The organism is Croceibacter sp. (assembly GCF_002716225.1).
In the GTDB taxonomy this organism is placed as follows: Bacteria; Bacteroidota; Bacteroidia; order Flavobacteriales; family Flavobacteriaceae; genus Croceibacter; species Croceibacter atlanticus.
This window is the reverse complement of record NZ_PAZX01000008.1, coordinates 40,868-65,153: the sequence shown is the minus strand read 5'-3', so window position 1 is coordinate 65,153 and position 24,286 is coordinate 40,868. Positions and strand designations below refer to the sequence as shown.

General features: G+C 33.3%; 20 protein-coding genes and 1 other RNA gene. 11 read left to right on the top strand and 10 right to left on the bottom strand.

What is annotated here, in order from left to right; all coding sequences use genetic code 11:
- Nucleotides 1-145: 145 nt before the first annotated feature.
- The 5 genes from CL818_RS06245 to CL818_RS06225 all read right to left on the bottom strand — a co-directional run bounded on the left by CL818_RS06245 (nucleotide 146) and on the right by CL818_RS06225 (nucleotide 5,795).
- Nucleotides 146-943 carry a hypothetical protein gene (locus tag CL818_RS06245; protein WP_272973355.1) on the bottom strand — a complete coding sequence of 266 codons (798 nt, stop codon included), beginning with the start codon at nucleotides 941-943 and terminating at the stop codon, nucleotides 146-148.
- A gap of 136 nt (nucleotides 944-1,079) precedes the next feature.
- Complete coding sequence (locus CL818_RS06240; RefSeq protein WP_272973380.1) at nucleotides 1,080-1,619, bottom strand: GNAT family N-acetyltransferase; 540 nt, start codon at nucleotides 1,617-1,619, stop codon at nucleotides 1,080-1,082.
- Between the two features lie 235 nt (nucleotides 1,620-1,854).
- Nucleotides 1,855-3,627 carry a DUF6119 family protein gene (locus tag CL818_RS06235; protein WP_272973356.1) on the bottom strand — a complete coding sequence of 591 codons (1,773 nt, stop codon included), beginning with the start codon at nucleotides 3,625-3,627 and terminating at the stop codon, nucleotides 1,855-1,857.
- A 160-nt stretch (nucleotides 3,628-3,787) separates the two neighbouring features.
- The gene (locus CL818_RS06230) at nucleotides 3,788-4,513 is read right to left on the bottom strand and encodes a superoxide dismutase (protein ID WP_009780324.1); all 726 of its coding nucleotides are present in this window, start codon (nucleotides 4,511-4,513) and stop codon (nucleotides 3,788-3,790) included.
- 154 nt (nucleotides 4,514-4,667) lie between these two features.
- Nucleotides 4,668-5,795 (bottom strand): tyrosine-type recombinase/integrase, encoded by a 1,128-nt coding sequence (locus CL818_RS06225; RefSeq protein WP_286972287.1) that lies wholly within the window; start codon nucleotides 5,793-5,795, stop codon nucleotides 4,668-4,670.
- Nucleotides 5,796-6,005: 210 nt separating this feature from the next.
- Between CL818_RS06225 and CL818_RS06220 the strand changes: the two genes are divergently transcribed.
- From CL818_RS06220 to CL818_RS06210, 3 genes are read left to right on the top strand one after another with little or no spacing between them, the layout of a single operon-like run.
- Nucleotides 6,006-6,458 (top strand): ferritin-like domain-containing protein, encoded by a 453-nt coding sequence (locus CL818_RS06220; RefSeq protein ID WP_272973358.1) that lies wholly within the window; start codon nucleotides 6,006-6,008, stop codon nucleotides 6,456-6,458.
- 8 nt (nucleotides 6,459-6,466) lie between these two features.
- Nucleotides 6,467-6,718 (top strand): SemiSWEET family sugar transporter, encoded by a 252-nt coding sequence (locus CL818_RS06215; RefSeq protein WP_272973359.1) that lies wholly within the window; start codon nucleotides 6,467-6,469, stop codon nucleotides 6,716-6,718.
- A gap of 4 nt (nucleotides 6,719-6,722) precedes the next feature.
- On the top strand, nucleotides 6,723-6,854 hold the full coding sequence (locus tag CL818_RS06210) for a hypothetical protein (protein ID WP_013185814.1): 132 nt from the start codon (nucleotides 6,723-6,725) through the stop codon (nucleotides 6,852-6,854).
- Between the two features lie 186 nt (nucleotides 6,855-7,040).
- On the opposite strand, the gene ssrA is transcribed toward CL818_RS06210, so the two are convergent.
- Nucleotides 7,041-7,441, bottom strand: a transfer-messenger RNA (tmRNA) gene (gene ssrA, locus CL818_RS06205).
- Between the two features lie 292 nt (nucleotides 7,442-7,733).
- On the opposite strand from ssrA, the gene CL818_RS06200 reads away from it, so the two are divergent.
- The 4 genes from CL818_RS06200 (at nucleotide 7,734) to CL818_RS06185 (ending at nucleotide 12,582) form a co-directional block, all read left to right on the top strand.
- Nucleotides 7,734-8,939 carry an NAD(P)-dependent oxidoreductase gene (locus CL818_RS06200; RefSeq protein WP_286972405.1) on the top strand — a complete coding sequence of 402 codons (1,206 nt, stop codon included), beginning with the start codon at nucleotides 7,734-7,736 and terminating at the stop codon, nucleotides 8,937-8,939.
- Nucleotides 8,940-9,027: 88 nt separating this feature from the next.
- Nucleotides 9,028-10,179, top strand: coding sequence for a hypothetical protein (locus tag CL818_RS06195; RefSeq protein ID WP_272973360.1), 1,152 nt, complete (start codon nucleotides 9,028-9,030; stop codon nucleotides 10,177-10,179).
- 31 nt (nucleotides 10,180-10,210) lie between these two features.
- The gene (locus CL818_RS06190; RefSeq protein ID WP_272973361.1) at nucleotides 10,211-12,223 is read left to right on the top strand and encodes a T9SS type A sorting domain-containing protein; all 2,013 of its coding nucleotides are present in this window, start codon (nucleotides 10,211-10,213) and stop codon (nucleotides 12,221-12,223) included.
- Between the two features lie 5 nt (nucleotides 12,224-12,228).
- The gene (locus CL818_RS06185; protein WP_272973362.1) at nucleotides 12,229-12,582 is read left to right on the top strand and encodes a DUF1801 domain-containing protein; all 354 of its coding nucleotides are present in this window, start codon (nucleotides 12,229-12,231) and stop codon (nucleotides 12,580-12,582) included.
- Here CL818_RS06185 and kdsA read toward each other — a convergent pair.
- Complete coding sequence (kdsA, locus tag CL818_RS06180; RefSeq protein WP_219360373.1) at nucleotides 12,579-13,397, bottom strand: 3-deoxy-8-phosphooctulonate synthase; 819 nt, start codon at nucleotides 13,395-13,397, stop codon at nucleotides 12,579-12,581. The genes CL818_RS06185 and kdsA overlap by 4 nt on opposite strands.
- Nucleotides 13,398-13,514: 117 nt before the next feature.
- Here kdsA and typA point away from each other — a divergent pair, with 117 nt between their 5' ends.
- The gene (typA, locus tag CL818_RS06175; protein WP_013185808.1) at nucleotides 13,515-15,311 is read left to right on the top strand and encodes a translational GTPase TypA; all 1,797 of its coding nucleotides are present in this window, start codon (nucleotides 13,515-13,517) and stop codon (nucleotides 15,309-15,311) included.
- Nucleotides 15,312-15,442: 131 nt separating this feature from the next.
- Here the strand turns inward: typA and CL818_RS06170 are convergent, their stop codons facing one another.
- Together CL818_RS06170 and CL818_RS06165 are read right to left on the bottom strand one after the other, a co-directional pair.
- Nucleotides 15,443-17,188, bottom strand: coding sequence for a TonB-dependent receptor (locus CL818_RS06170; RefSeq protein WP_272973363.1), 1,746 nt, complete (start codon nucleotides 17,186-17,188; stop codon nucleotides 15,443-15,445).
- Between the two features lie 61 nt (nucleotides 17,189-17,249).
- Nucleotides 17,250-20,270 carry a tetratricopeptide repeat protein gene (locus CL818_RS06165; RefSeq protein WP_013185806.1) on the bottom strand — a complete coding sequence of 1,007 codons (3,021 nt, stop codon included), beginning with the start codon at nucleotides 20,268-20,270 and terminating at the stop codon, nucleotides 17,250-17,252.
- A 266-nt stretch (nucleotides 20,271-20,536) separates the two neighbouring features.
- Between CL818_RS06165 and CL818_RS06160 the strand changes: the two genes are divergently transcribed.
- Complete coding sequence (locus tag CL818_RS06160) at nucleotides 20,537-21,226, top strand: cell division ATP-binding protein FtsE (protein ID WP_013185805.1); 690 nt, start codon at nucleotides 20,537-20,539, stop codon at nucleotides 21,224-21,226.
- On the opposite strand, the gene CL818_RS06155 is transcribed toward CL818_RS06160, so the two are convergent.
- Entirely contained in the window at nucleotides 21,219-22,487 is a 1,269-nt protein-coding gene (locus CL818_RS06155; protein WP_286972279.1) for a glycosyltransferase family protein, read from the bottom strand. The two genes, CL818_RS06160 and CL818_RS06155, sit on opposite strands and share 8 nt — an antisense overlap.
- Before the next feature lie 41 nt (nucleotides 22,488-22,528).
- Between CL818_RS06155 and CL818_RS06150 the strand changes: the two genes are divergently transcribed.
- Entirely contained in the window at nucleotides 22,529-23,419 is an 891-nt protein-coding gene (locus CL818_RS06150) for a glycosyltransferase family 2 protein (RefSeq protein WP_286972277.1), read from the top strand.
- Entirely contained in the window at nucleotides 23,419-24,138 is a 720-nt protein-coding gene (locus CL818_RS06145) for a glycosyltransferase family 2 protein (protein WP_286972276.1), read from the top strand. The genes CL818_RS06150 and CL818_RS06145 overlap by 1 nt, the downstream gene beginning before the upstream one ends.
- Nucleotides 24,139-24,286 lie beyond the last annotated feature (148 nt).

Genomic DNA, 24,286 nt, shown 5'->3' with positions numbered 1-24,286 from the left:
AGTTTTTTTTCAAATTGGTGCTAACGTGTTTGGCTATGGTTTCGTTGCGTGAAAATCCGCGAAAATTTTCCGCCGTAAACCGAAGATAGCAAATTTGCGAGGACTTTCCGAGAGGAAAGTCAGAAGCAATGAACTATAGCCGTTGTTAGGTGCTGCGTTTTATTTTTTTTAATACTTTTTTTTCGATATCAGTCAAAATGTATTCTTTCGAGTCATAATCATAAGATAAAATCTGCATATTCCTTTGGTCAACCATATCGATGAAAAATTTTTCAGTTTTATGGATTTGATTATGCGAAAAGATAACTTTTAAATTTTTTAATTCGTTTTCGGGCAATAAATTCAGTTCATTTTTAACGTAATTATTTATTAATTCGTCAATTTCTGAAACATTATATTTTCTGAGAATTATAGGTAGATTTAGATACTCTTCGCATTGAGATTTAATTTTTAAATAAATTTTGTTTTGTTTATTGTTCGGCTTTAAGTTTACTTTTTCAATTGCAAAAACTAATATTCCAGGACTCGGATTTTTGAAATTAAATTCAATATTTGAATTCTCTTGTTTTCGCTGGATTATGTCTTTTGTGGCAGGTAATAGTTTGTTAATAGAATCTGAAAGAATTAATTCGCTTGAATTTTTAAAGTCAAATATTGCAGTGAGAGTTTTGTTTTTACAGTCTATATTCCCACCATAATTAAAATGCAGTTCGGTTATGTAATTCTCGTCATTATTTTGTTTGGTAACTCCATAAACTAAATGAAATACAGATTCATTATCATACCAAGTAGGTCCAATTTTAAGTTTTAATCCTTTCTTGCTTAAATCAATTGTTCCAATACCTATTATTTCTGATTCCTTATTTTGAATTGTCGCTTTCGGTTTTGTTCCACAAGAGTTGAAAAGGAATAGAATATTTAATATAAAAATGATTTTTTTCATAGTAGTTTTCGGACGTTGCACCTAACGGTCTCGTATAACCGTCAGTTACGGGATTAAAGTTAATGTTTTTCGGTTGAGAACTGGCGTTAGCAATTCCGAGTGGATTCGGACGTAGTCGAATCCGCCGTAATTGCGGTTATACATTGTTGGCAACTGGCTTTTTTTCATTCAATTTGAGTTTCATCATTATGTCGGTTTGTTTATCAGTTCCAAGTTTAAAAACGTGCTTGTCAAACGCTTTAAATCCATTTTTCTCATAAAATCGGATTGCTCTCGGATTTTGCTCCCAAACTCCTAACCAAACATATTCCACATTTTTTTCTTTCGCCAATTCAATTGCTTTGTCGTAAAGAATTTGTCCTACTTTTTTTCCGTGAAATTCTTTCAACACATAAATCCGTTCAATTTCGAGTGCATTTTTGTCCCTTATCTCGGTTTGGGATTGTCCAACGTTTACTTTTAAATACCCGATTGTTTTTCCATCAAGTTCCGCAAAGTAAAATTCAGCATTTTGGTCTGTCAATTCCGCAGTCAGTTTTTCCGTTGAAAATCCACTTTCCAAATATTCTTTCATATTCTCTTCGCTATTTTCTGAAGAAAAAGTTTCGGCAAAAGTCAGTTTCCCGATTTCTTTTAGCTTTTCAATGTCTTGAATATTTATTTTTCTGATATTCATTTGTTTATCGTGCATTTTTTCAGCTTGTTGCCAACGGTCTTGTGTATGGCTCGTTGCGTGTAAATTAGCGATTATTTTTCGGTTGAGCCACAAGCCAGATTTTTAAATTTTACTATTTATCTTTTTTCGTTGGAAATCGTCAAATTTAAAAATTTGGCGACTTTCCAAATACGCCTTAACTTCGGGTTAAGCAACTGAAAAGCAATTAGCTATACACGTTGTTGCCCACAGTTATTTACACGTCCGCAATGTCAAATATCTTAATCGGATAAAGCGATGACATATCCTGAACACATTGAATCAATGAGTATTTTGCAATATTCGACTTACTTTTTTCAATTTTATCTTTCGTGCTTAATTTTCCTCTCAACGATTTATATGCCATTACATAAACAACTTCTTTGTTAACGTTGAATTTATTCAAGAATGTTTTTTTGTCAATTTTATTTGCATTCTTTTTGTTATAACTATCTACAATTGATGAAAGATATGATGAACTTCCTGAATTGAAGTCGTTCCAAAAACGATTGGCTGAAATGGTTATTTGGTTTGCAACATCTCTAATTTTTGCATCAAAACCATCTTTTACGTGCACCAAATAGATAGTATTTGAATCTTCGTACATTATATCGCAGAATTCAATGTTATCCGGAAGCATTTTGTCAAAAACATAATAGTCTTTTAAATTATTATATTTTAGATTGTATGCTCCTTCGTCTGCAATCGTTGAATCCCAAGAGACATTTAAAAAATTACTTCTTAAAATGTTTTTATCAATTAAGTTTATACATCTATCGTTAATACTATTGATAAAGTCATTTTTAACTTTATACCAAGTGCTGTCTATTTGAAAAACAGGTTTGCCATTATATTTTATTTCGCAAGTTATATGCTGTAAAAACATTGCGTGTGTCTTGCGTGTTTTGTCACGATAACCATAAACTCGCATACCAAGAATCATTTTGCTAAATTCAAACTGGTCGTTAGTATTGTCAAAAAGGTGTTTAAGACCTTCTTTGTAAAGTAAGTTTCTATCAGTTGTTTCAAAAAATGGTGTTCTTTGCCCTTTCGTTTTTAATTCATATCTGTTACATTCATAAAAGTCTTGAATTTTAGACGGATGAATGAAGTCGATATCAAACTTATATGGATTTGCTGTCCTATTTGGTCCAAGCATATTAAGCATATCATTTCTTACTTCGCTCAATAGAATCTTTTGAAATTCATCTTCGACTAATGTTGGGTCTTGAACCTTTGTAAATGTTGATATTGAAGTAGGTTTATGTTTTCGATGAATTTCGTTTATTTTTTTAAATATCTGATGTAAAGACTTGAACTTTATCGCGTGTTTGATTAAAAAATAGGAACCAACTTCTGTGTAAATAGTGTCATTACTAAAACCAACGAAGTCAAAGACCGTGTTCTTTAAATCTTCTCTTAAGACCAAATTTAATTTAGTTGGTATTTCTGTAAATTTTAAAGAGTCTAATAATGTTCTACCATTTCTATAAATTCCGCTTTGTTGGGCTACTCTGCCTGAAATTCCACGTGCGGTTAATGATACGACAATGTCGTCCTTTGGAATTGTCAAATATTCGTAGAATTCTAAACCAAAACGGTTATTCATAAACCTCTTAATCACTCTTATTCCACCACCTCCAACTATAGCGAAAATGTCTCCTTTAATTGAAGCAAATAGAACAAATGATATTTTTAAAACATCAAAATTGTGATTTTGAGCTATTGTTGAAGGTAGATAATTTTTCCAGTAGGAATCTTTTAAGGTTTCGTTATAGACATAAGAGTAATAGTCAACTTCGTCAAAATTGGTTTTGGGTATTTTTACTCCGATTGATTTTAAGTCGTCAACTAATTCACGATGCTTATCTACAATAAAATTTATCGTTTTTTCCGCTCCTCCAATGTTTTTTAATTCATAGAAATCCCTGTTGATTTGAAAAATCTTAATTTCCGAGAATTCCTTACTATCAAAAAACTTTTGGTTCATTCGAGGTGGTTTTCATAATTGTGGGCAACGGTTTCGGCTATGAGTAGTTGCGTGGTTTAGCACTTAACTTTGCAAGTACACACCAAACTGAAAATCCGTGAGGATTTTCAGAAGTAGGCGAGAACAAGCAATTACTTATAGCCATTGTTGGCAGTAGTGTTTATTTTGTCAGTCGTTTTGCTGTCATAAATCGGTCAGCTACATTGTCCCAATTGATAATTTCAAGAACTGTATCAACAAAATCGGCTCTTTTATTTTTGTATTTCAAATAATAGGCGTGTTCCCAAACATCAATCACCAAAATCGGAACAACTCCCCATTGTGTTAATTTTTGATGATTTTCGCATTGTAACAATGTCAAGCTATCCGAATAAGGTTGGTAACCCAAAATACCCCAACCGCTTCCTTCTACAGTTTTTGATATTTTCCCGATATAGCTTTTCAGTTTGTCAAATGAACCGAAATCCTTTTCTATCTGTTTTAAGAGTTCAGTTTTGGGTTCAGTTTTTTTATTCGTTAAGTTCGTCCAAAAGATGGAATGAAGCACGTGGCTTGAAAAGTGGTAAGCTAACTTTCGGGTCCACAAATCCACTTGGTCTAAATCGCCCGATTTTAGATGTTCCTTAATTTTAATCAAATCTGTGTTTGCCCCTTTTACTGCTCCACCGTGATGAAATTCAAAGTGCAGATGTAAGGTTTCTTCATCCATATGTGGCTCCAAAAAAGTTTTATTGTATGGAAGTGATTTTTGAATGAAATTTCCATTACTGTCCACTAATCTGTCAATTCCGTTTTCCGTTACATTTTGTGAAAAAACGTTGTTCATTGGTAGGATTGTCGCTCCACCTAAAATTGCCGTGTTTCTTAAAAATTCTTTTCTGTCCATATTTATACTTTTTTCAATTTATCTCGTTTTTCCACATTACTGCCAACTAGTTTATATGCGGAACTTAGTTCCGCATAGCTTTTGATTTAGGTCGGATAAGCGGAAGTTTTCGATATAATGAGTTCCGCTTATCTGCAAGTAAATATATATAAATCTAAAGTTCATCAAACGGATTTCTAATGTTTTGTAAACTTTTACTACTTACGTGAGTATAGATCATTGTGGTTTTAGGACTATTATGCCCTAACAATTCTTGTATGTACCTTAAATCTGTGCCAGACTCTAATAAATGTGTTGCAAAACTATGCCTAAGGGTATGTAAAGTAACACCTGTCCTTGTAATTCCTGCATCTCTTAATGCTCGTTTTAAGACCTTTTGTGCACTTGATGACGTATAAGCGCCGCCATTCTGCCCTTCAAACAAATATGTTTTAGGTTTATATTTTTTGTAATACATTCTAAGTAGTGTAAGAAAACTCTCAGATAATAGTGTGTACCTGTCCTTATTTCCTTTTGCTTGTTCAATGCGTATAAGCATCCGTTTACTGTCTATTGCTTCTGGTGTAAGTTGCAATGCTTCTCCAATACGTAATCCTGCAGAATATAATAATGCAAGTAAAGCCTTATGCTTTAAATTGTTTATAACGTTAAACAATTGAGAGATTTCTTCCTTACTTAAAACAACAGGTAATTTTTGTGGCTTTTTAGGCCTAACCAAAGTGTCCAGAACTAAAGGTTTCCCTAAAAATGAAACAAATTTTTTAATGCCATTAATACATTGGTTTTGATAAGCAACACCAAATCCATTTCCTATAATGTAATCATAATTAAACCGCTGTACCCAAATATTAGTGATCTCATCAGCTTGTTTCAATGAAAGATACCTTAAAAATATTCTAGTAACTTCAGTATAAATGTCAATTGTATTCTGTGCAAGTCGTTTTTCTGACATCCATCTGCTAAAGTTTTGTAGTGTCTTTGTATGAGACGAAGAAAGCTTCGGAAGATCTTTAAGTTTATACGAAGTTGTCTCTAATTCAAGCTCTTTATTAATATCCTCGTTCAGTGTGATTTTAATATTAACTATAGTGTTTAAAAATGATAGAAGATCTTTTAAGGTTATACTATCCTTAAAGGCGTAATAAGTTTTAAATGTAGTACTGTAAAATATGAGGCGATGATTTTTAATCGCATTATTAATTACAGTATTATAAGAAAACCGAAAAGCATAACATTCTTTGCTACGATGCTTAATACTATATATAAGAAGAGATGATGCCAATGGCTATAATTAAATAAATAAAAAATAGGGGCAACTAGGTAAACTTACAAAGGTTATAGCTATTATAAAAATTTAAATAAAAGTTATAGTATTAACTTTTATTTTAACAATGGATTTAGAGAAAAATCCTAATATATATTAAAATATTAGTAAAAATACATTTGCTTTTTATATTTGAGTTGAACAATTATTAACTATAAAATTATAGATATGGATAAGAAAGAAATTTCCAATTCAATACAAGAAATAATTGAAAAGAATAATGATTCATATAAAGGCTATAAACAAGTTGCAGATAAAGCTAATGACAGTCAATTAAGGTCATTTTTTATCCAACAGGCTACTGAGCGTAAAGAGTTTGCAGGTAAATTATTAAACCAATTAAAAATTTACAACCCAGATCTTAATGATAATGCTTCTGGAAGTGCTGTAGGATCTTTGCATAGAACTTGGATTAACGTGAAAACTGCACTCTCACAAGATAATGATGAGGCGTTGTTAGAAGAATGTCTTCGTGGCGATAAAGCAAGTATCGAAGACTACGAAGAGTTTTTAAATAACCACAAAGAGATTCCTGATAATTTAAGAAGCACAATTACACAACAAGTTCAAGATATTAAAAACACTTTAGATAGTGTTTCTAGATTAGAGGACGTATATTAAATATATTAATGGAAGCAGCTTTAGGCATCGTCGCAGGTATTTTAACAATGTGTGGTATAGTACCTCAAATTGTTAAAGCATATAAGTCAAAAAAGGTTGATGATGTCTCAAGAGGCATGTTAATGATAATTATGTCAGGTGTCGGACTCTGGACTGTTTATGGAATCCTCAAAGATGATATTCCAATAATAATAACTAACGCATTAGCTTTTCTATTAAATGGCTATATGCTTTTATTAACCTATAAACTAAAAAAATAATATTATGAGTAATGGAAATGACAGAAATGTAAAAAATGAAAAAGGACATAGCACTCCTAGAGATAGTAAAAATATGCATAGTGAAGAAGACAACTCAACTAGTGATGGTCTTAAAATTTCTAACGAAGAAGAGTAGTTACTACATTAAATAAAAAAAAATCCTCAGAATTAATGTTCTGGGGATTTTTTTATTGCTTAAACTTAAACGCTTTCAGAGATTATAAACACTATTTTAAAAAAAAAGATAGTTATATAAAACTTGTCACCTATAATATCACATAAAATTAAAAACCCTCGAAAAACTTAGAGTTTCGAGGGTTTTTGGTGGAGTCGGGGAGATTCGAACTCCCGTCCAAACAAGCAATTCAACAGCTTTCTACATGTGTAGTCTTAATTTAATTTTCGTGCACCAGCCGGCTTAAGACCACCAACTGCTACCTTATTCTCAATTAAAGTTCACTTTGGCATCAAGATCCTGCCAAAACTATGTTTACTTTTTCGGTGCCTCTAGTGAGAACGCCGTAAACCAAGGCCTTCTCGAGACATCTTGGTCACGTGTCTAACACGTGATTAAGTTAATCCTACTGTAATTCGGATTATGCAGCCAAGGCGTAGTTATTCTCGCCGTTTAAAAAAGTGTGAATCATGAGATTTACGAGCTGTGTCCCAGCGCTCGACATGCTTACTATTCAATTAGACCTGCTGTCAAAACCAGTCGACCCCAAGTTTGTATTGAAAATTTTGCTTTCAAAGAACATATTTCACATCAATTAATATACAGTTAGTATGGTGTAATAAAGATGTGGGCGTTACCCTAAATCGGGTCGGGCTTTCAGTGTTACACGGTAACAGCTTCAATCCCTAACGCTAAGACTCATACATTACAAAGCCTTAAAATAAATCTAAAGCAAAGGTAGAATAATTATAATACCTTTGCACCTTCAAAAATGCAAAAGGTATGCCAATGCCTTGTTATTTTTTAAGACCGACAAAACTACAGTATTCTATGAGTAACATAACCTTCGCTTTAATAAAAGAACGTAAAAATCCGCCAGACCGTCGTGTGGTATTTTCACCATCTAAATTAAAAGATGCATCTAAAGCATTTAATGATGCTAATTTTATAGTAGAAGCCTCTAATATAAGGATATTTAAAGATCAAGCATACGTAGATGAAGGTTTCACAGTTACTGAAAATGTTTCAGAGGCTGATGTCTTTCTTGGAGTTAAGGAAGTGCCTGTAAGTGCTCTTATACCAAGCAAAAAGTATTTTTTCTTCAGTCATACCATTAAGGAACAACCATATAACAGAGCATTGTTACGTTCTATTTTAGACAAAAAAATAGAGCTTTATGATCATGAAACAATTGTAAAGGAAAATGGAGGAAGACTTATAGGTTTTGGTCGCTATGCTGGTTTGGTTGGAGCTTATAATGGCTTTAGAGCTTTAGGCTTAAGAGATACACTGTTTAGTTTGCCAAAAGCAGAAGGTCTTACAGATCTTAATGCTATGAAAACCGAACTGGATAAGATTACTCTTCCTAATATTAAAATAGTACTTTCTGGAACAGGTAAAGTGGCTTTAGGAGCTAAAGAGATTTTAGATCATCTCAAAATTAAGCAGGTTAATGTAAAAGATTACTTAACTACTAATTATGACGAGCCTGTATACACAATGATCGATGTGTTAGACTATAATACGCGTATAGATGGAAAAGAAGGTAACCGTTATGAGTTTTATAATGATCCTACGCCTTATAAATCTAACTTTATGCGTTTTGCGAAAGTGAGCAATATGTTTATTGCTGGTCACTTTTATGGTAACGATGCACCTTTTCTCTTTACTAGAAAAGACGCTAAACACCCAGAATTTAATATAGATTTAGTGTCAGATATTTCTTGTGATGTAGATGGTCCAGTAGCATCAACACTTAGGGCATCTACTATTGCAGATCCTTTTTATGGCTATAATCCAGAAACAGAACAAGAGGTTCCTTTTAATGAAAAAGGTGCAATAACAGTAATGGCTGTAGATAATTTGCCTTGTGAACTTCCTAAGGATGCCAGTGAAGGTTTTGGTGAAATGTTTTTAAAACATGTTATTCCAGCATTTTTTAACGGTGATAAGGATGGAGTTTTGCAAAGAGCGCGAATGACAACAAGTAAAGGCACGCTAACAGATAGATTTAAATATCTGCAAGATTTTGTGAACGGTAATTAATATTAAGACATTCAACGCGTTAAAAAATTGCATTTAACTTAACATTATACTTTTTTACCTATTTTTATCGGTAAAAGACAGTATTTATATGTTAAGACAATTACCCTTTGCCATTTTAAGATGTATTTTTCTATGTGTTATACTAGTAATAACTGCTTGTTCAGAAGATGATGGTTATGAAGAACCACCTACTACTGTAGATCCTACAGATGATGATCCAGTAGATGATGGTAATTCTGGTGGAGAGAATGAGACATTGGTGATTTTTAATCCAGCAGAAGTTCCTTATCAAAATCTATCTGACTATAATTTCTTTCAAGGAGACATTTCAAATTTAATTCCTCAGGACGATGTTCTGCCTTACGACTTACAGTCACCACTGTTTTCAGATTATGCTAAGAAAAAACGATTTATCTGGATGCCATCTGGCGTTTCAGCTTCATATACTTCAGATGCGTCTCTTCTAGACTTTCCAAATGGCACAGTGCTTATTAAGAATTTTTATTACATAAACGTACAGCCATCAAACACTACAAAAATTATTGAGACTCGTGTTATGTATAAACTCAACAATACTTGGGAGTTTGCAGAATACGTTTGGAATGAAGATCAAACCAATGCCGTACTAGATATGGATGGCAGTTTTACAGATATAACTTGGGTTAACGATGCTAATGAAACTCAAACAATAAACTATCGCATACCTTCTGAAGGCGAATGCTTTACGTGTCATAAAAAAAATGACCAACCAATTCCTATTGGTCTTAAGCCTCAAAACATTAATAAGATATTTGCCTATACCGATGGTGAAATGAACCAATTGGAGAAATTTCAATTTCAAGGATATTTAGATAGTTACCCTTCAACTATACAAACTGTAGTAAAGTGGGATGATACATCTGCAGATATTACAGAGCGCGTAAGAGCTTATATAGATATTAATTGTGCGCACTGCCATGCAGAAGGTAGCCATTGTGATTATAGGCCAATGCGCTTTGCGTATAATGAAACTGCAATAGCCGAAAATTTAGGAATTTGTGTGACACCTGATGAAAATATTGGAGACCAGTTTACACATATAATTGCATCGGGAAATGCAGCAAGATCGGTACTGTATGAAAGAATAAGCAGTACAGATGAAGCTATACGAATGCCACTTTTAGGCAGAACTGTAAATCACGAAGAAGGTGCCGCGTTAATACAGGAATGGATAAACAGCCTAGAGCCATCCTGCAACTAAGGAAACTAAACTAAACTTAAATACTTAACTTATGAGAAAAATTACTTTAAGCTTCTTATGTTGCCTCATCTCAAGCTTGGGGTTTTCCCAAGACGATTGTGCGAGTGCAATAGCAATAACCGAAGGTATATATACAGTTGATGCAATAGATGGAACAGAAGTGCCATCGCCAATTTGTGCAGCTAATGGTGGTGGTGCAACTGCAGGCGAATGGTATACATATACCGCACAAGAAAATTTAGGGCTTACAATTACCACAGACCTATCCCAAAACCAAAATCAAGATCCTCAGGCAGACACAAGGTTTCATGTATATACTGGAACTTGTGGAGATTTAGTGTGCCGCTCTGGAGATGATGATGCAGGAACTGGATTTTTATCTATAGCACAATTTAATGTTGAAGCAGGTACAACGTATTATATTGCTTTTGATAATAAATGGAATTCTTCAGGGTTTGATTTTCAAATTATTGAAGGTGCAGTTATTGCAGAACCAGAGACAATCATCACATTTACTTCTACTAGTTCTGATACAGATGGAACTCAAAGAGCATTGGTCGATATGAATGGCGATTATTTAGATGACATCGTTTCAATTAGCACTACCAATGTTAATATCAGATATCAGCAAACTTCAGGTGACTTTACAACAGCAAACATCGAAACTACATCTGCAGAAAACTCACCGTCGTGGAGCTTGTCTGCTGGAGATATAGATGGTAATGGCTACAACGATTTATTATATGGAGGTGCAAGTGGTGTCACATTTATGATAGCAAATGATTCTGGTACTGGTTTCTCACAAATTTCAGGGTCAGAATATGTGTTTTCACAACGCTCTAATTTTGTAGATATTAATAATGACGGTCATTTAGATGCCTTTGTATGTCATGATGTTGAACCTAATGTGTATTATATAAATGATGGTAATGGGAACCTAACCTTTAATCAAGGTGGATTAGGAGATACTGTAAATGGCGGCAACTACGGCTCCATTTGGATAGATTACGATAATGATCGCGATATGGATTTGTTTATAGCAAAATGTCGTGGAGGTAACTCTGGTGCCAACATTAATCAATTACATGAGAATGATGGTAGTGGTAATTTTACAGAAGTGAGTACGGCTATGAATTTGGCAGACCCAGTGCAAACTTGGTCTTCTGCTTGGGGAGATTTTGATAATGATGGTGATATGGATGCGTTTATTGGCGCCAGTTCATTTACTAATGGAGGTCATAAATTTATGCGTAACGACGAGTCTACTTTTACAGATGTTATTACAGGTACAGGTTTAGAGAATTTTGAAGATACAGACATAGAGTATGTAACTCATGACTTTGACAACAATGGGTATTTAGACATTTACTCAGGTTCTGGAAATTTCTTTTTTAATAACGGAGATATGACCTTTACTCAACAAATAGTAAACTTTGGAGCTGGTCCTATTGGAGACCTTAATAATGATGGATTTTTGGATATACTCTCTGGTAATATTTACATGAATGATGGTAATGATAACAATTGGCTAAAAATTACAACAGAAGGTGTGCAAAGTAACTGGAATGGTATAGGAGCAAGAATTGAAATACAAAGCGCAATGGGATCTCAAATGCGAGATATACGTAGTGGAGATGGTTTTAGGTATATGAGCTCTCTTAATGCACATTTTGGAATAGGTACAGATACAGAAATAGAAAGTGTAACTATTTATTGGCCATCTGGTATTGTAGATACTATTTTAAATCCGACTATAAATGAAACCTTGTTTGTTCAAGAAGGTCAAACATTATCAATTAAAGACAATAACGCACTGCAGTTAAATGTATACCCAAATCCTACACACCAATATTTGTATGTAGAAGGTTTACAGAATGATACAAAGAATGCATCTCTACAAATTGTTGGTGTTCAAGGAAAACAAGTAAATAATGCTAAGTTTAATTCAAATAGGGTAGATGTTTCTCAGCTATCTAATGGAATTTACTTTGCAACAATTACTATTAATAACCAAAGTCAGACTTTAAAATTTGTTAAAGATTAAAACTATTGAATCCAGCTGAAGATTATATATTAAAAAAACCTCAACCTTGGCAATCTATTTTGCTAGAGTTGAGGTTTATAATTTTATCAATTTCAGAAGATGTAGAAGAGTCCTACAAATGGAGTTTGCCATTTTATGGTGCCTACAAACAAATGTTCTGCTTTCTAAATTTCAGAAAAACTTATGTCGATTTAGGTATTCCTTATGGTATTAATATAAAACAACATACGCAATACCTTATTGATGGGGAAAACAGAAAAATGCTTAGATCTTTAAGATTTCACACTTTAGAAGATATAGATCATGCTATTGTAAAGGCAATTCTTACAGAAGCATTTCAGAATTTTAAACAACGCTAAAATGTATTAACCACTTGCCTTAATTTAGTAAGGTTAGTAAGTAGGCTTTCTAAGTATTGTAAATCTAGCATATTGGCTCCATCACTTTTAGCATTAGCAGGATCAAAATGAGTTTCAATAAATAATCCATCTACACCAGCTGCAATTCCAGCTCTTGCAATAGTATTAATCATATCTGGTCTTCCGCCAGTAACACCACTAGTTTGGTTTGGTTGCTGTAAAGAATGCGTAACATCTAAAACAGTCGGAGCGTATTGTTTCATTGTAGGTATGCCTCTAAAGTCTACCACCATATCTTGGTAGCCAAACATAGTACCTCTATCTGTAACCATAACTTGGTTATTACCACTATCTGTTACTTTCTTAACTGCATGTTGCATACTTTCTGGAGACATAAATTGTCCTTTCTTAAGGTTTACAACCTTACCAGTTTTGGCAGCAGCCACAACAAGGTCGGTTTGTCTTACCAAAAAAGCAGGGATTTGTAAAATATCTACATACTCTGCAGCTAGAGCAGCATCGCTATTTTCGTGAATATCTGTAACCGTAGGAACATCAAAAGTGTCAGAAACTTTTTTTAAGATCTTAAGTGCTTTCTCATCACCAATACCTGTAAAACTATCTATACGACTTCTGTTTGCCTTTTTAAAACTTCCTTTAAAAACATAAGGAATTTTTAATGTATTGGTAATCTCTACCACGCGTTCTGCAATGCGCAAAGCCATATCTTCACTCTCAATAGCGCACGGTCCAGCAAGTAAAAAGAAGTTGTTAGAATCTGTATGCTTTAGTCTTGGAATTAAATCAAGTTTCATAGGTTCTTTGTTTGCTGCAAAGGTACGTATATTCAGGCTCTTTTTTAATTCTGAATTTTAGTATTAAACACTGAAAAAATAGTAGTACATTTGCACGCTTAAAATAAGGCAAGACCTATGGAAATCAAAAATATAGCAATTATTGCTCACGTTGACCACGGTAAAACAACCTTGGTTGATAAAATTATGTATCACTGTCAGTTATTCAGAGAAAATGAAAACACTGGTGATCTTATATTGGACAACAACGATCTTGAACGCGAACGTGGTATTACAATTACATCTAAAAACGTTTCTGTAAACTACAAAGACATTAAGATTAATATTATTGATACACCTGGTCACGCCGATTTTGGTGGAGAAGTAGAGCGTGTACTTAACATGGCAGATGGCGTTTTATTATTAGTAGATGCTTTTGAAGGTCCTATGCCTCAAACTCGTTTTGTACTACAAAAAGCTATAGACTTAGGCCTTAAGCCTTGTGTAGTTATAAATAAGGTAGATAAAGAAAACTGTACTCCAGACTTGGTACACGAAAAAGTATTCGACTTAATGTTTGAGCTTGGTGCAGAAGAGTGGCAATTAGACTTTCCAACTGTTTACGGTTCTGCCAAACAAGGTTGGATGAGTGATGATTACCAAAAACCAACAGAGAATATCGAGCCATTATTAGAAATGGTTTATGATCATATTCCTGCGCCAAAAATTGAAGAAGGAACAACACAGATGTTAATTACATCTTTAGATTTCTCTTCTTACACAGGTCGTATAGCAATAGGTCGTTTACAAAGAGGACATCTTAAAGAAAATATGCAAATCTCTCTTGTAAAAAGAGATGGTAGCATACAAAAAGCTAGAATTAAAGAACTACATACTTTTGAAGGTCTTGGCCGTAAAAAAGTAGAAGAAGTAAAAGCTGGAGATATCTGCGCAATCGTAGGATTAGAAAGCTTTGATATTGGAGATACTGTAGCAGATTTTGAAAATCCAGAAGGGTTAAAAACTATTGCTATAGATGAGCCAACAATGAGTATGTTATTTACAATTAACGATTCTCCTTTCTTTGGTAAAGACGGAAAGTTTGTAACATCTCGCCACGTAAAAGACCGTTTAACTAAAGAACTTGAGAAAAACTTAGCACTACGTGTTGAAGAAACAGACAGTGCAGACAAGTTTATGGTATTTGGTCGTGGTGTACTTCACTTATCTGTATTAATTGAAACAATGCGTCGTGAAGGTTATGAATTACAAATTGGGCAGCCACAAGTAATCATTAAGGAAATTGATGGTGTTAAATGTGAGCCTTTTGAAGAATTAACTATTGATCTTCCAGAAGAAGTTTCTGGTAGAGCAGTGGAGTTTGTATCGCTTCGTAAAGGAGAGATGACAAGTATGGAAGCTAAAGGTGACCGTATGGTTTGTGAGTTTATTATTCCTTCAAGAGGTATTATAGGATTACGTAACCAATTACTTACTGCAACAGCTGGTGAGGCAATTATGGCACACCGTTTTAAAGAATATGCACCACTTAAAGGTGATATTCCACAACGTCAAAACGGTTCTTTAGTATCTATGGAGAATGGTTCTGCTATTCCTTATTCTATAGATAAGTTACAGGATAGAGGTCGTTTCTTTGTAGATCCAGGTGAGGATATTTACGAAGGTCAAGTAATTGGCGAAAACTCTCGTGGTGATGATATGGTTGTTAACGTAACTAAGACTAAGAAACTGTCTAACGTACGTTCTTCTGGAGCAGATGATAAAGCGAAGATTACACCAGCAATTAAGTTTTCTTTAGAAGAGGCTTTAGAATATATTCAGAAAGATGAGTATGTTGAGGTAACGCCAAACCACTTAAGATTACGTAAAATCTACTTAAAAGAAGTTGATAGAAAACGTTACAAGATTGTATAATCTAAGTAATGTCTAAATATATAAAACGCTTCAGGTTTTTCTGAAGCGTTTTTTTTATGCCTATGTGTTATTACTAAAAAAAATCTAGTTCTGTGAAGAACTAGATTTTTAATGTATGTTATATTGATTGATTACCAATCAAACTTGTAGGTGGCACCAGCCATTCCTTGTATACCGTAAACAGGAAAATTTAACCACTTCTCGTAACTATCAGCGAAAAGATTGTTTCCTTTCACAAAGAATGATAATTGATCATTTATAAGGTAGTTTAATTGCACATTAGCATCAATATAAGAATCTAATGTAATGTTCTCTGTGGTAAGGTTACCACTCATATCAAAATCTGATGCTTGAGCTTGACGTTCTCCAACAAAGAAAAGATTAGCGCCTGCAGTAAATTTATCAGTTATTTTATAGTCTGCTAATAAAGATGCTTTAAGTTCTGGCAAGTTCCAAGCTTCTTCTTGGGTGTCGGTATTGTAGCTAAAATATTCAGCATTAACCCCTAATCGTAGCACCTTTGTAATATCAAAGTTTAGTTCTCCAAAAAAGGATACTGTTTTAATATTGTCATACACAACACCAAAGCTGTTACCATATTCATAGTCTTCTAACAAACCTCCTAAAGGAAAGGTATTAGTGTTAGATTTAAATAAAGGCTGTGCTTCTACATTAGCGTAGCTTCCTTTAATATTATAACTAATAACATCACTTAATTTACCTTTTGCTCCTAAGGATCCAACATATTGTTGGTCTGTAGGCGTAATTGCAAGAGTAGGAGATACAAATGGATTGTTATCTACAAATCCTTTATAGCTATTTTGTTTAAGCTCTCCATTTAAGCCAGCATAAGCAATAAAATACTCGCCAGCTAGTCTGTAGCTTGCATTTATATTAGGATATACAAATATGTTAGATTCACTACTTTCTGAATCTAAGCTATAAAATACAGAAGCTCCTAAATTTAATTCTAAGTCATCCCTTAATATTAAGATGCTTGGGCTTAAGCCAAGGTTAAGGTAGCTAGAGGCTAGGTCTGTAGTGCCTTCGTAATTTTGGTCAAAACTAGTATTTAAGTAATCTACACTTACGTTAGTTTGAATCTTTTCGCCTGCAATCTCAAATTCCATTTCTGGTTTTAAAGTGGCATTAATTTCAGAAGAGCCATAACTATCTCCAAATACAGACAAGCCAAATCTTGTTTGATCTAAGAAGCTGTCATTTAAACTTAAGTTTGCTCTTAAACCTGCTCCAAAGTAATTTTGGACAACATCTGTACGATTAAGGTTGTCATTAGTAACTATAATGTTATTAGAAAAACCGTACCAGTTATATTGCTTATGCAACGCATCTAAACCAATTGTATAGCTTAAATCTCTATCTCTAAAAGAGTAATCTAAACCAAGATTAGTGTCGTAATAATTATCATCTAACAAAACATCATCTATGCCTCCTTGAGCCGAGTTATGTTTAAAATTAATACCGAAGTTCTCGCCGCGATTAATCTCAAAATTGGTGTAAAATTCTGCAAAAGCAGATGTGTAGTTTCCTACACCTAAAGTTGCATAACTGTCAAAAGCCTGAATTGGTCTTGCTTTCTCTACTCTAGCTGCAGTTCCTTTTGTAGGTGTAAATGTAGAAGCTACTGGTACAGAAAAGATTTTATAAGTAATACTTTTCTTTTGCAAAGTAATAGAGTCTAAAAGCTGTGGCGTTTGTTTTACTTTAAACGCATCACTAACAGATGGTGTGTAGGGCTTTACAACAACTACAGTTTCAGAACCAATAGTTTCTTTGTCATCTTCTTGAGCTATAAGGCCAGAACTTGCCAATATAGCTATGGTTAAGATTAGGTATTTTATATTTAATTTGGACATATCCAGACTTAGATTTTTTGTTAGGTGTAGGTTAATTTGAGTGTTTAACATCTTAAAGAACTTAGTTGCCGTTAGTGTTAACATCTGCATTTGTTTTAGCTTCTTCTGTTTTAATTTTAATTAGCTCTGCTTTAGCTTCATCTACAACTGTAGGGTAGTCTGTAAAGTTGTTAATGATATTTTCTAAAATATAAGTAGCTTGGTATGCATCTTCTAAAGCATAAAAGTTCTTAGCCATAACTAATAAACTCTTTACACTATATTCTTTATATCCTGAGTATTCTTTAGCTAAGGTTTGTACACTTTCATTTGAGGCTTTGTAATTACCTGCTTTATTCTTAAAATAAGCATCATAGTATAAAGCTTCTGCAGCTAACTTTCCTGTAGCAGTTTTTTGCACCGTAGCATAAGCCGTTTTTGCTTTAGCTTCATCTCCAGTTTTCATTGCAGATCTTGCTATAATGATATGCGCATCATTTTTAACCTTAGTATCTATACTTGAGTTTGCCAATACATTTTCTGCATAGGAAACAGCTTGCTCATAATTATCTTGCTGGTAATAGCTTTTCATTAAGTTAGATTGGGCAAAGACAATGTTCTGCGGGAAATCTGCTTCAGTCTCTAAACGTTTAAGCACTGGTATAGCGTCTTTATAATTTGATTTCTCTAAATAAATTTGAGACAATTGTGCTAAAGATTGTTCTGTAAACTCATTACGTTCTTTGGTTAATACAAATTTATAATGAGAGATACTTTCTTCTTTTTTATTGTCTTTAAATTGAAGTTGAGCTAGATAGAAATGACTTTGTAACGCATGTAAACCATTAGGAAACTCTTCTAAGTAATTTTCAAAACCTCTTAGTGCTGCATTTGCATTTTCCTGCCTGTATTGTTGTTCTGCAGCCTCATAAGTTGTGTTGTCAAGATCTGCATCTGTAACATTTACAAAATCTAAAGTTTTAACCCAGTTGGCATATTCAGAAGTTCGTCCTAAATCTACATATATTAATCGAGCAGTTTTAACAGCTTGGTCTGCCTGTGCGGTTCCTGGAAAATCTGCGGCTACTTTTTTAAATTTCTCCAAGGCTTCATTACCACGATCTGAGTTGTAATAAATAAGACCTTGTTTTAAAAGTGCTTTTGAAACATAAGAGCTTTTAGGGACATCTCTAATTAAACGGTTGTATGCTTTTATACCTTCTTGTGTATTGCCGATAGCTACATAAGTGTTACCTAGCTCATAAAGGGCATCATCACGATATGTAGACCTTGAAAACTGATTTAAAAATGAAGTTAAGTCCTCAATTTTTCGGTCGTTCTTGTTTACAAAACCGTAACTAATAGCTTTTTGAAATGCAGCATAATCTGCAGATTTACCACCAAGAGCAATAGCATCATTATAGCTTTCCATTGCTGGCCAATATTTACTAGTAACAAAGTAAGTATCACCCAAGCGTAAAAAAGCATCTTTTTTTCTTGAAGTATCTGAAGAGGTTTCAGAGTATTTTTTGAAATATGAGATGGCTTGCTCGTAATCTTTTTGTTTAAAGTAAGCGTACCCTAAATTATAATCTAAATTTTTATATGCTTCTGTTTGAGAGGCCGCACTCATACCTTGAAACTCTTTATAACCAATTAGAGCATCTTGAAAATTATTTAAGTTATAATCTGTTTCTGCGTTCCAATATGTAGCTCTTGCTGTAAAAGAAGCGTCTCTAGGTTCGCTTAAAGATTTTTCGAAATATGTTTTTGCTTCGGTATAGTTGTCTTCATTGTATAACTCAATTCCTCTGTAAAAAGCAACTTTTTGATATGCCACTTTATTATCAAAATCTCTACTGCTTTCTAAAAGCTCCATAGCTTCAGCGTAGTTTTTAGAGGTAATATATGAGTCGATTAATAAATTTTGAAGCTCAGTTTTTTCTGCAGTATCTGGATACGTTTCTAAGTAACGTGTTAACACTTTTGGCGTGCTCTCATAACTGTTCCCTATTTCATAGGATAGCTTTGCATAATTAAGAAGGGCGTCTTTTTTAATAGCATTATCAAACTCCATTTCAGAAGCGTTTTTAAATGCATTTAAGGCTTGCTGCTTTTGGTCAAGCTTTAAATAAGATTCTGCTAAGTGGTAGTATGCGTTTTGAGCAACAGCATTTTTACCATCTACAATTTTATTAAATTCAGATATAGCATTATCAAACTCGCCTTGTTTGTAATAGGCGTAACCTAGTTGGTAGTAATCTGTATTGTTCCATTTTCCTCTTGTACCTCTATACTCCTTTAGGTAAGGAACAGCTTCAGCATAATTACCTAAATTAAAATAGCTCTCACCAATAATCTTGTTAAGTTGCGACTTTTCTTTAGGATTAGACTTTGCGAGTTGTGCTTTACCTTCGGCTACAGCTTTTTCAAATTTACCAAGCTTGAAATTCATATCAGCTTGAAAGTAACTTAGGTTTTTCTCATAACGATCGTTTCCTTTTACTTCTTCAAACAGCTCGTCTGCTTCCTGATAATCGTCACCTTCATAAGCCATAAACCCTAAATAATATTTTGCCTGCGCACCATATTCTTTAGAGTCTCTTACTTTATTCATATAGCTTTTAGCATCATCAAAACGTTTGTTCTGAAATAATGTATAGCCATAATTAAAATTGAATTTTTCTTTTTCTGAGTTAGAAAGATTACTTTGGTTTACTTGGTCATACCATTTTCTTGCACGAGAATATTGACCGTTCTCAAAGTAATAGTTTGCAACATCACTAAACGCTGAGTTGCGTTTTGTACTTGTAGGATATCGATCTACAAAATCCTGCATAAGATCATCTGCACCTTGCTGGTTAAGTCTTACTGCACAATTAGCAATATAATAGGAGCAATTGGCCTCAACAGTACCATCTTCTGTGGTTAGCTTTACTTTTTCAAATTGCTGTTGTGCTGCAGCAAATTGATTGTTATCGTACAAAGACAGTGCTTGTTCATACGCTACATATTGATTTGTAAATACAGCTGTTTGTTGTGCTGAGGCTGTATGTAACAGTAATCCGAAACTTAGGATGACTAATATTTTGGGTAGTTTCATTATAAATAATTGTTAGTAGGTTCTGGAGAACTAAATTACAAGTTCATGACTATCATAACGTGAAAGTTCTGTTATAATTATGCAAATCTTATACAGCTTTAACGTAGTTAATTATACAACAGTAAATTTATGATGATACTAAGGTGTTTAAGTTGAAGTTATAGAAGAGAAGCTTTTTTAAATATGTTGTCTGTATATTAAAAACTATAGCAACATTTTACGCCTCATTAGCTAAAATTTGTACTTTTAACCCAAAACCTACACCAATGTCTGAAACTGTTTTAGAACTTAAAAATGCAGCAATTTATCAACGTGAAAGCCTTATACTTTCTGAAGTAGATGTGCATATAAACAAAGGTGACTTTGTGTATTTAATAGGAAAAACAGGAACAGGGAAGAGTAGTTTTATGAAAACACTATACGGCGATTTACCATTGCAAGAAGGTGAAGGTAGTATAGTAGATTATAACCTGAGAACATTAAAAGAGAAAGATATTCCCTTTTTAAGACGAAAGCTAGGTGTAGTATTTCAAGATTTTAAATTATTGAATGACAGAACTATTCGAGGTAATTTAGAGTTTGTTCTTAAAGCAACTGGCTGGAAAGACAAAAAAGGGATGGATAGTAAGATAGACGAAGTTCTTGATAAGGTTGGCATGAAAACCAAAGCCTTTAAGTTTCCTTACCAATTATCTGGTGGCGAGCAACAGAGAGTTGCAATAGCAAGAGCTTTGCTAAATGATCCAGAACTTATTTTGGCAGATGAGCCAACAGGTAACCTTGACCCGCAAACGAGTGTTGAGGTTATGGAAGTTTTGCAAGACATAAACAAAAATGGCAACACTATTTTAATGGCAACTCATGATTATGCTTTACTCCTTAAATATCCTTCAAAAACTTTAAAGTGTGATGGTCAAAAGGTATTTGAGGTTGTTCAGAAAAAACAAACTACTTAGCCTTACTTAAAGACTTAAGTTTTGGATATAATAAAACACTCAAAATAATAATTAAGGCATAGTTAGGAACGTTGAGCCTGTCATATTGTTCTGCAGAAATCCCTATAACCGTTATTGTATATCCTAAGGATAGCGCAATAAATAGCAGTAATTTATCTTCTTTAAATTGTAGTTGCTTTTTTAAAGCAAGGAAAAGCGTTAATAATAAACCTACTATCCCTAAACACGAGAATGCAATATTTTGAAATTTTGAAAGCAGTAATAGTATAGTCTTGCTTAACGTAAAGTAAGGTGTGTTCTTTAAATTTTTAGCATCTAACACATACAAACTTGGAGTGGTGAGATTGTGCAATTGGTTTTTTAAGTACACATTTATTACACCAAAAGGGTTTTCTGAAATTTCAGAAATAAATTTAGAAGTAGCATATTCACGACGCTCTGTATATGGTTTATTAAAATAAGGAGACATCCAATCGTCTTCGAAAGCTTTGCGGTCTGTGTAATTAGATGTAGCAAAAGAGGCAGGCTCTGTTAGGTAATGGTGTACTGTAAACGAATCTATGTAGCTAATTGTAAAATCACCATACTCTTGTTTCATTAAGCTACAATGTCCTAAAATGATTAAAGCAGCAGCGGCAACAAAAAAACGACTTTTAGATGCTAAAGATTTTAAAAATGTAGACCCATAAATTAATAGTAATAAAAATATTATGAATTTTGAAATTGGTCTAAATTCAATAGATATAATTATAAAAGCTATCCCAACACTCAGCCATAAAATACTGTTATCAATCTTATGTTTTGTTAGGCCATAAATACCTATGAGAATGCAGAATAACCAAGGAATTTCAGAAAGCAATAAATTATTTAATACTGTTAAACCTATACAAGACATAAATAAAAGCGCACCATAAAAAGCGAATTTCCTATTGCTTAGCTTTAAGATAATGTGGAATAGGAAGGTTATGCAGCCTAACCAAAGTAAAAGGTTTATTGGTTTTACATAGGTAAAAACACTTTGATAATCTTGCCCTAATGCACCTGGTATAGTCGCATAAATCGCCATACCTAATGGTCGCCATTGGTGAGGCTGAAAATCATAAATTAATAACTGTGCAGCTTTTAGGTAAGTAGAGCAGTCTACATAAATTGAATTCTGGCTCCACAAATTTATACTTGCAAATACTAAGACATACCAAATGACAGAAATACTAAGAAGTAGATATAGCGTTTTGTAACTTGATTTATATTTTAGAGCCACTATGATTAATTGAATATCTTTGCAATATAAATATTTTATTATTGCTTTCTATTCTCATCCCAACATATAATGATAGTTGCAGCACCTTGGTTAATAGCCTTGAAGAGCAAGCAAAGGCGATTAAGGAGCCTCTAGAAATCATTATTTTAGATGACGGATCAACCAATTCCAATATTACATTAGAACTTGAAATTTTAGAGAAACGTCCTTTAGTGACCATAATAAGGAATGCTAAAAACAAAGGAAGGTTAAAGTCTAGATTAGCTTTAGCAAATGCAGCCAAATTTGATTGGTTACTGTTTTTAGATGCAGATGTTTTACCGTGCGCGTCTAATTTTTTAAAGCAATATTTACTTGAGACAGAATTGAGTCATCCTTTTGTTTTTGGAGGTGTGTCTTATAAGGATGATGTTTCTCCTGCAAAAGAGTTTAGATTGCATTGGTTATATGGTAAGACTCGAGAACAGCGCGATGTAGCAGTGAGGCAAAATAACCCTTATANCACTATTGTTTCAGCAAATATGTGTGTACAGAAGTCATCGTTTATACAAATAACAAGTACTAATGCGACATCTAATTATGGGACAGATATTATTTTTTTAGAAGCGATAAAGCAAAGTGGTAAAANTGTNAAACATATACATAATCCCGTATATCATTTAGGNCTAGAACCTATACATAGGTATTTACCTAAACAAATTGAAGCTTTAACAACANTAAAGCAGCAAGTAGAAGCAGGTAATTTGGCTGCCAAAGAACGACCGCTACATAAAGCATATTTGTCGCTTAATCAATTTTACATGACAGCCATATTTCAAAACTTATATAGCCTATTNTCAAAATATATCATGGCGAACCTAAATAGTGCATCACCTTCAATTAGATGTTTTGATTTATTTAAGTTGTATCACTACAGTAAACTTTATAACTAATGCCATTTTTTTCAGTAATCATACCGTTATTCAATAAAGCAGAATATGTTGAGCGTACGTTGAATTCTGTGTTATTGCAGTCTTTTGATGATTTTGAAGTAATCATCGTAAATGATGGTTCTACAGATAACAGTTTGAAAATTGCTGAATCTTTTACAGACGATAGAATTGTAATTTACTCAAAAGACAATAAAGGTGTGTCAACTGCTCGTAATTACGGCGTAATAAAAGCAACTTCTAATTNCATCGCCTTTTTNGATGCAGATGATATCTGGAAGCCAAATCATTTAGATGCCTTGCATAATCTTATAGTTGATATGCCTTCTTGTGCACTTTATTGTATGGGTTATATAAAGCAAAAATCTGANAAAAGTAAAATTAGAGCTCAGTTTGGAACAATAGCAGATGGTTATAAAGGTGTGGTTAGTGNATATTTTAAAAATTCATTNCCATTTACAATTGCAGGTATGGGCGCTGTAGCAGTTAATAAAGCNAAGTTTATTGAAGTTGGAGGTTTTACTGAAGGNGTTACTCATGGAGAAGANATAGAACTTTGGACAANCTTAGCACTACAAGACAAAGTNGCATTGCATAATATTGCCACTGTTATACATTTAATTAATATTAAGGGCAGAGTAAGTAACCTGAAANTAGATGATAAAGTCTTNCCNGATTTTNNTCAATTNAATGANNCAAGAATCNNANANCTNNNGATTTAAAGNNNTATNTAGATAATAACAGATATGCAATNGCNTTGGNATANCGATTAGCNAAAGATTCAAAAAATTATAAGTTTTGGAAAAATCAAATTGAGTTAGAAAACCTTAATAAAAAACAGAAATTACTTTTAAAACTACCTGTAGATTT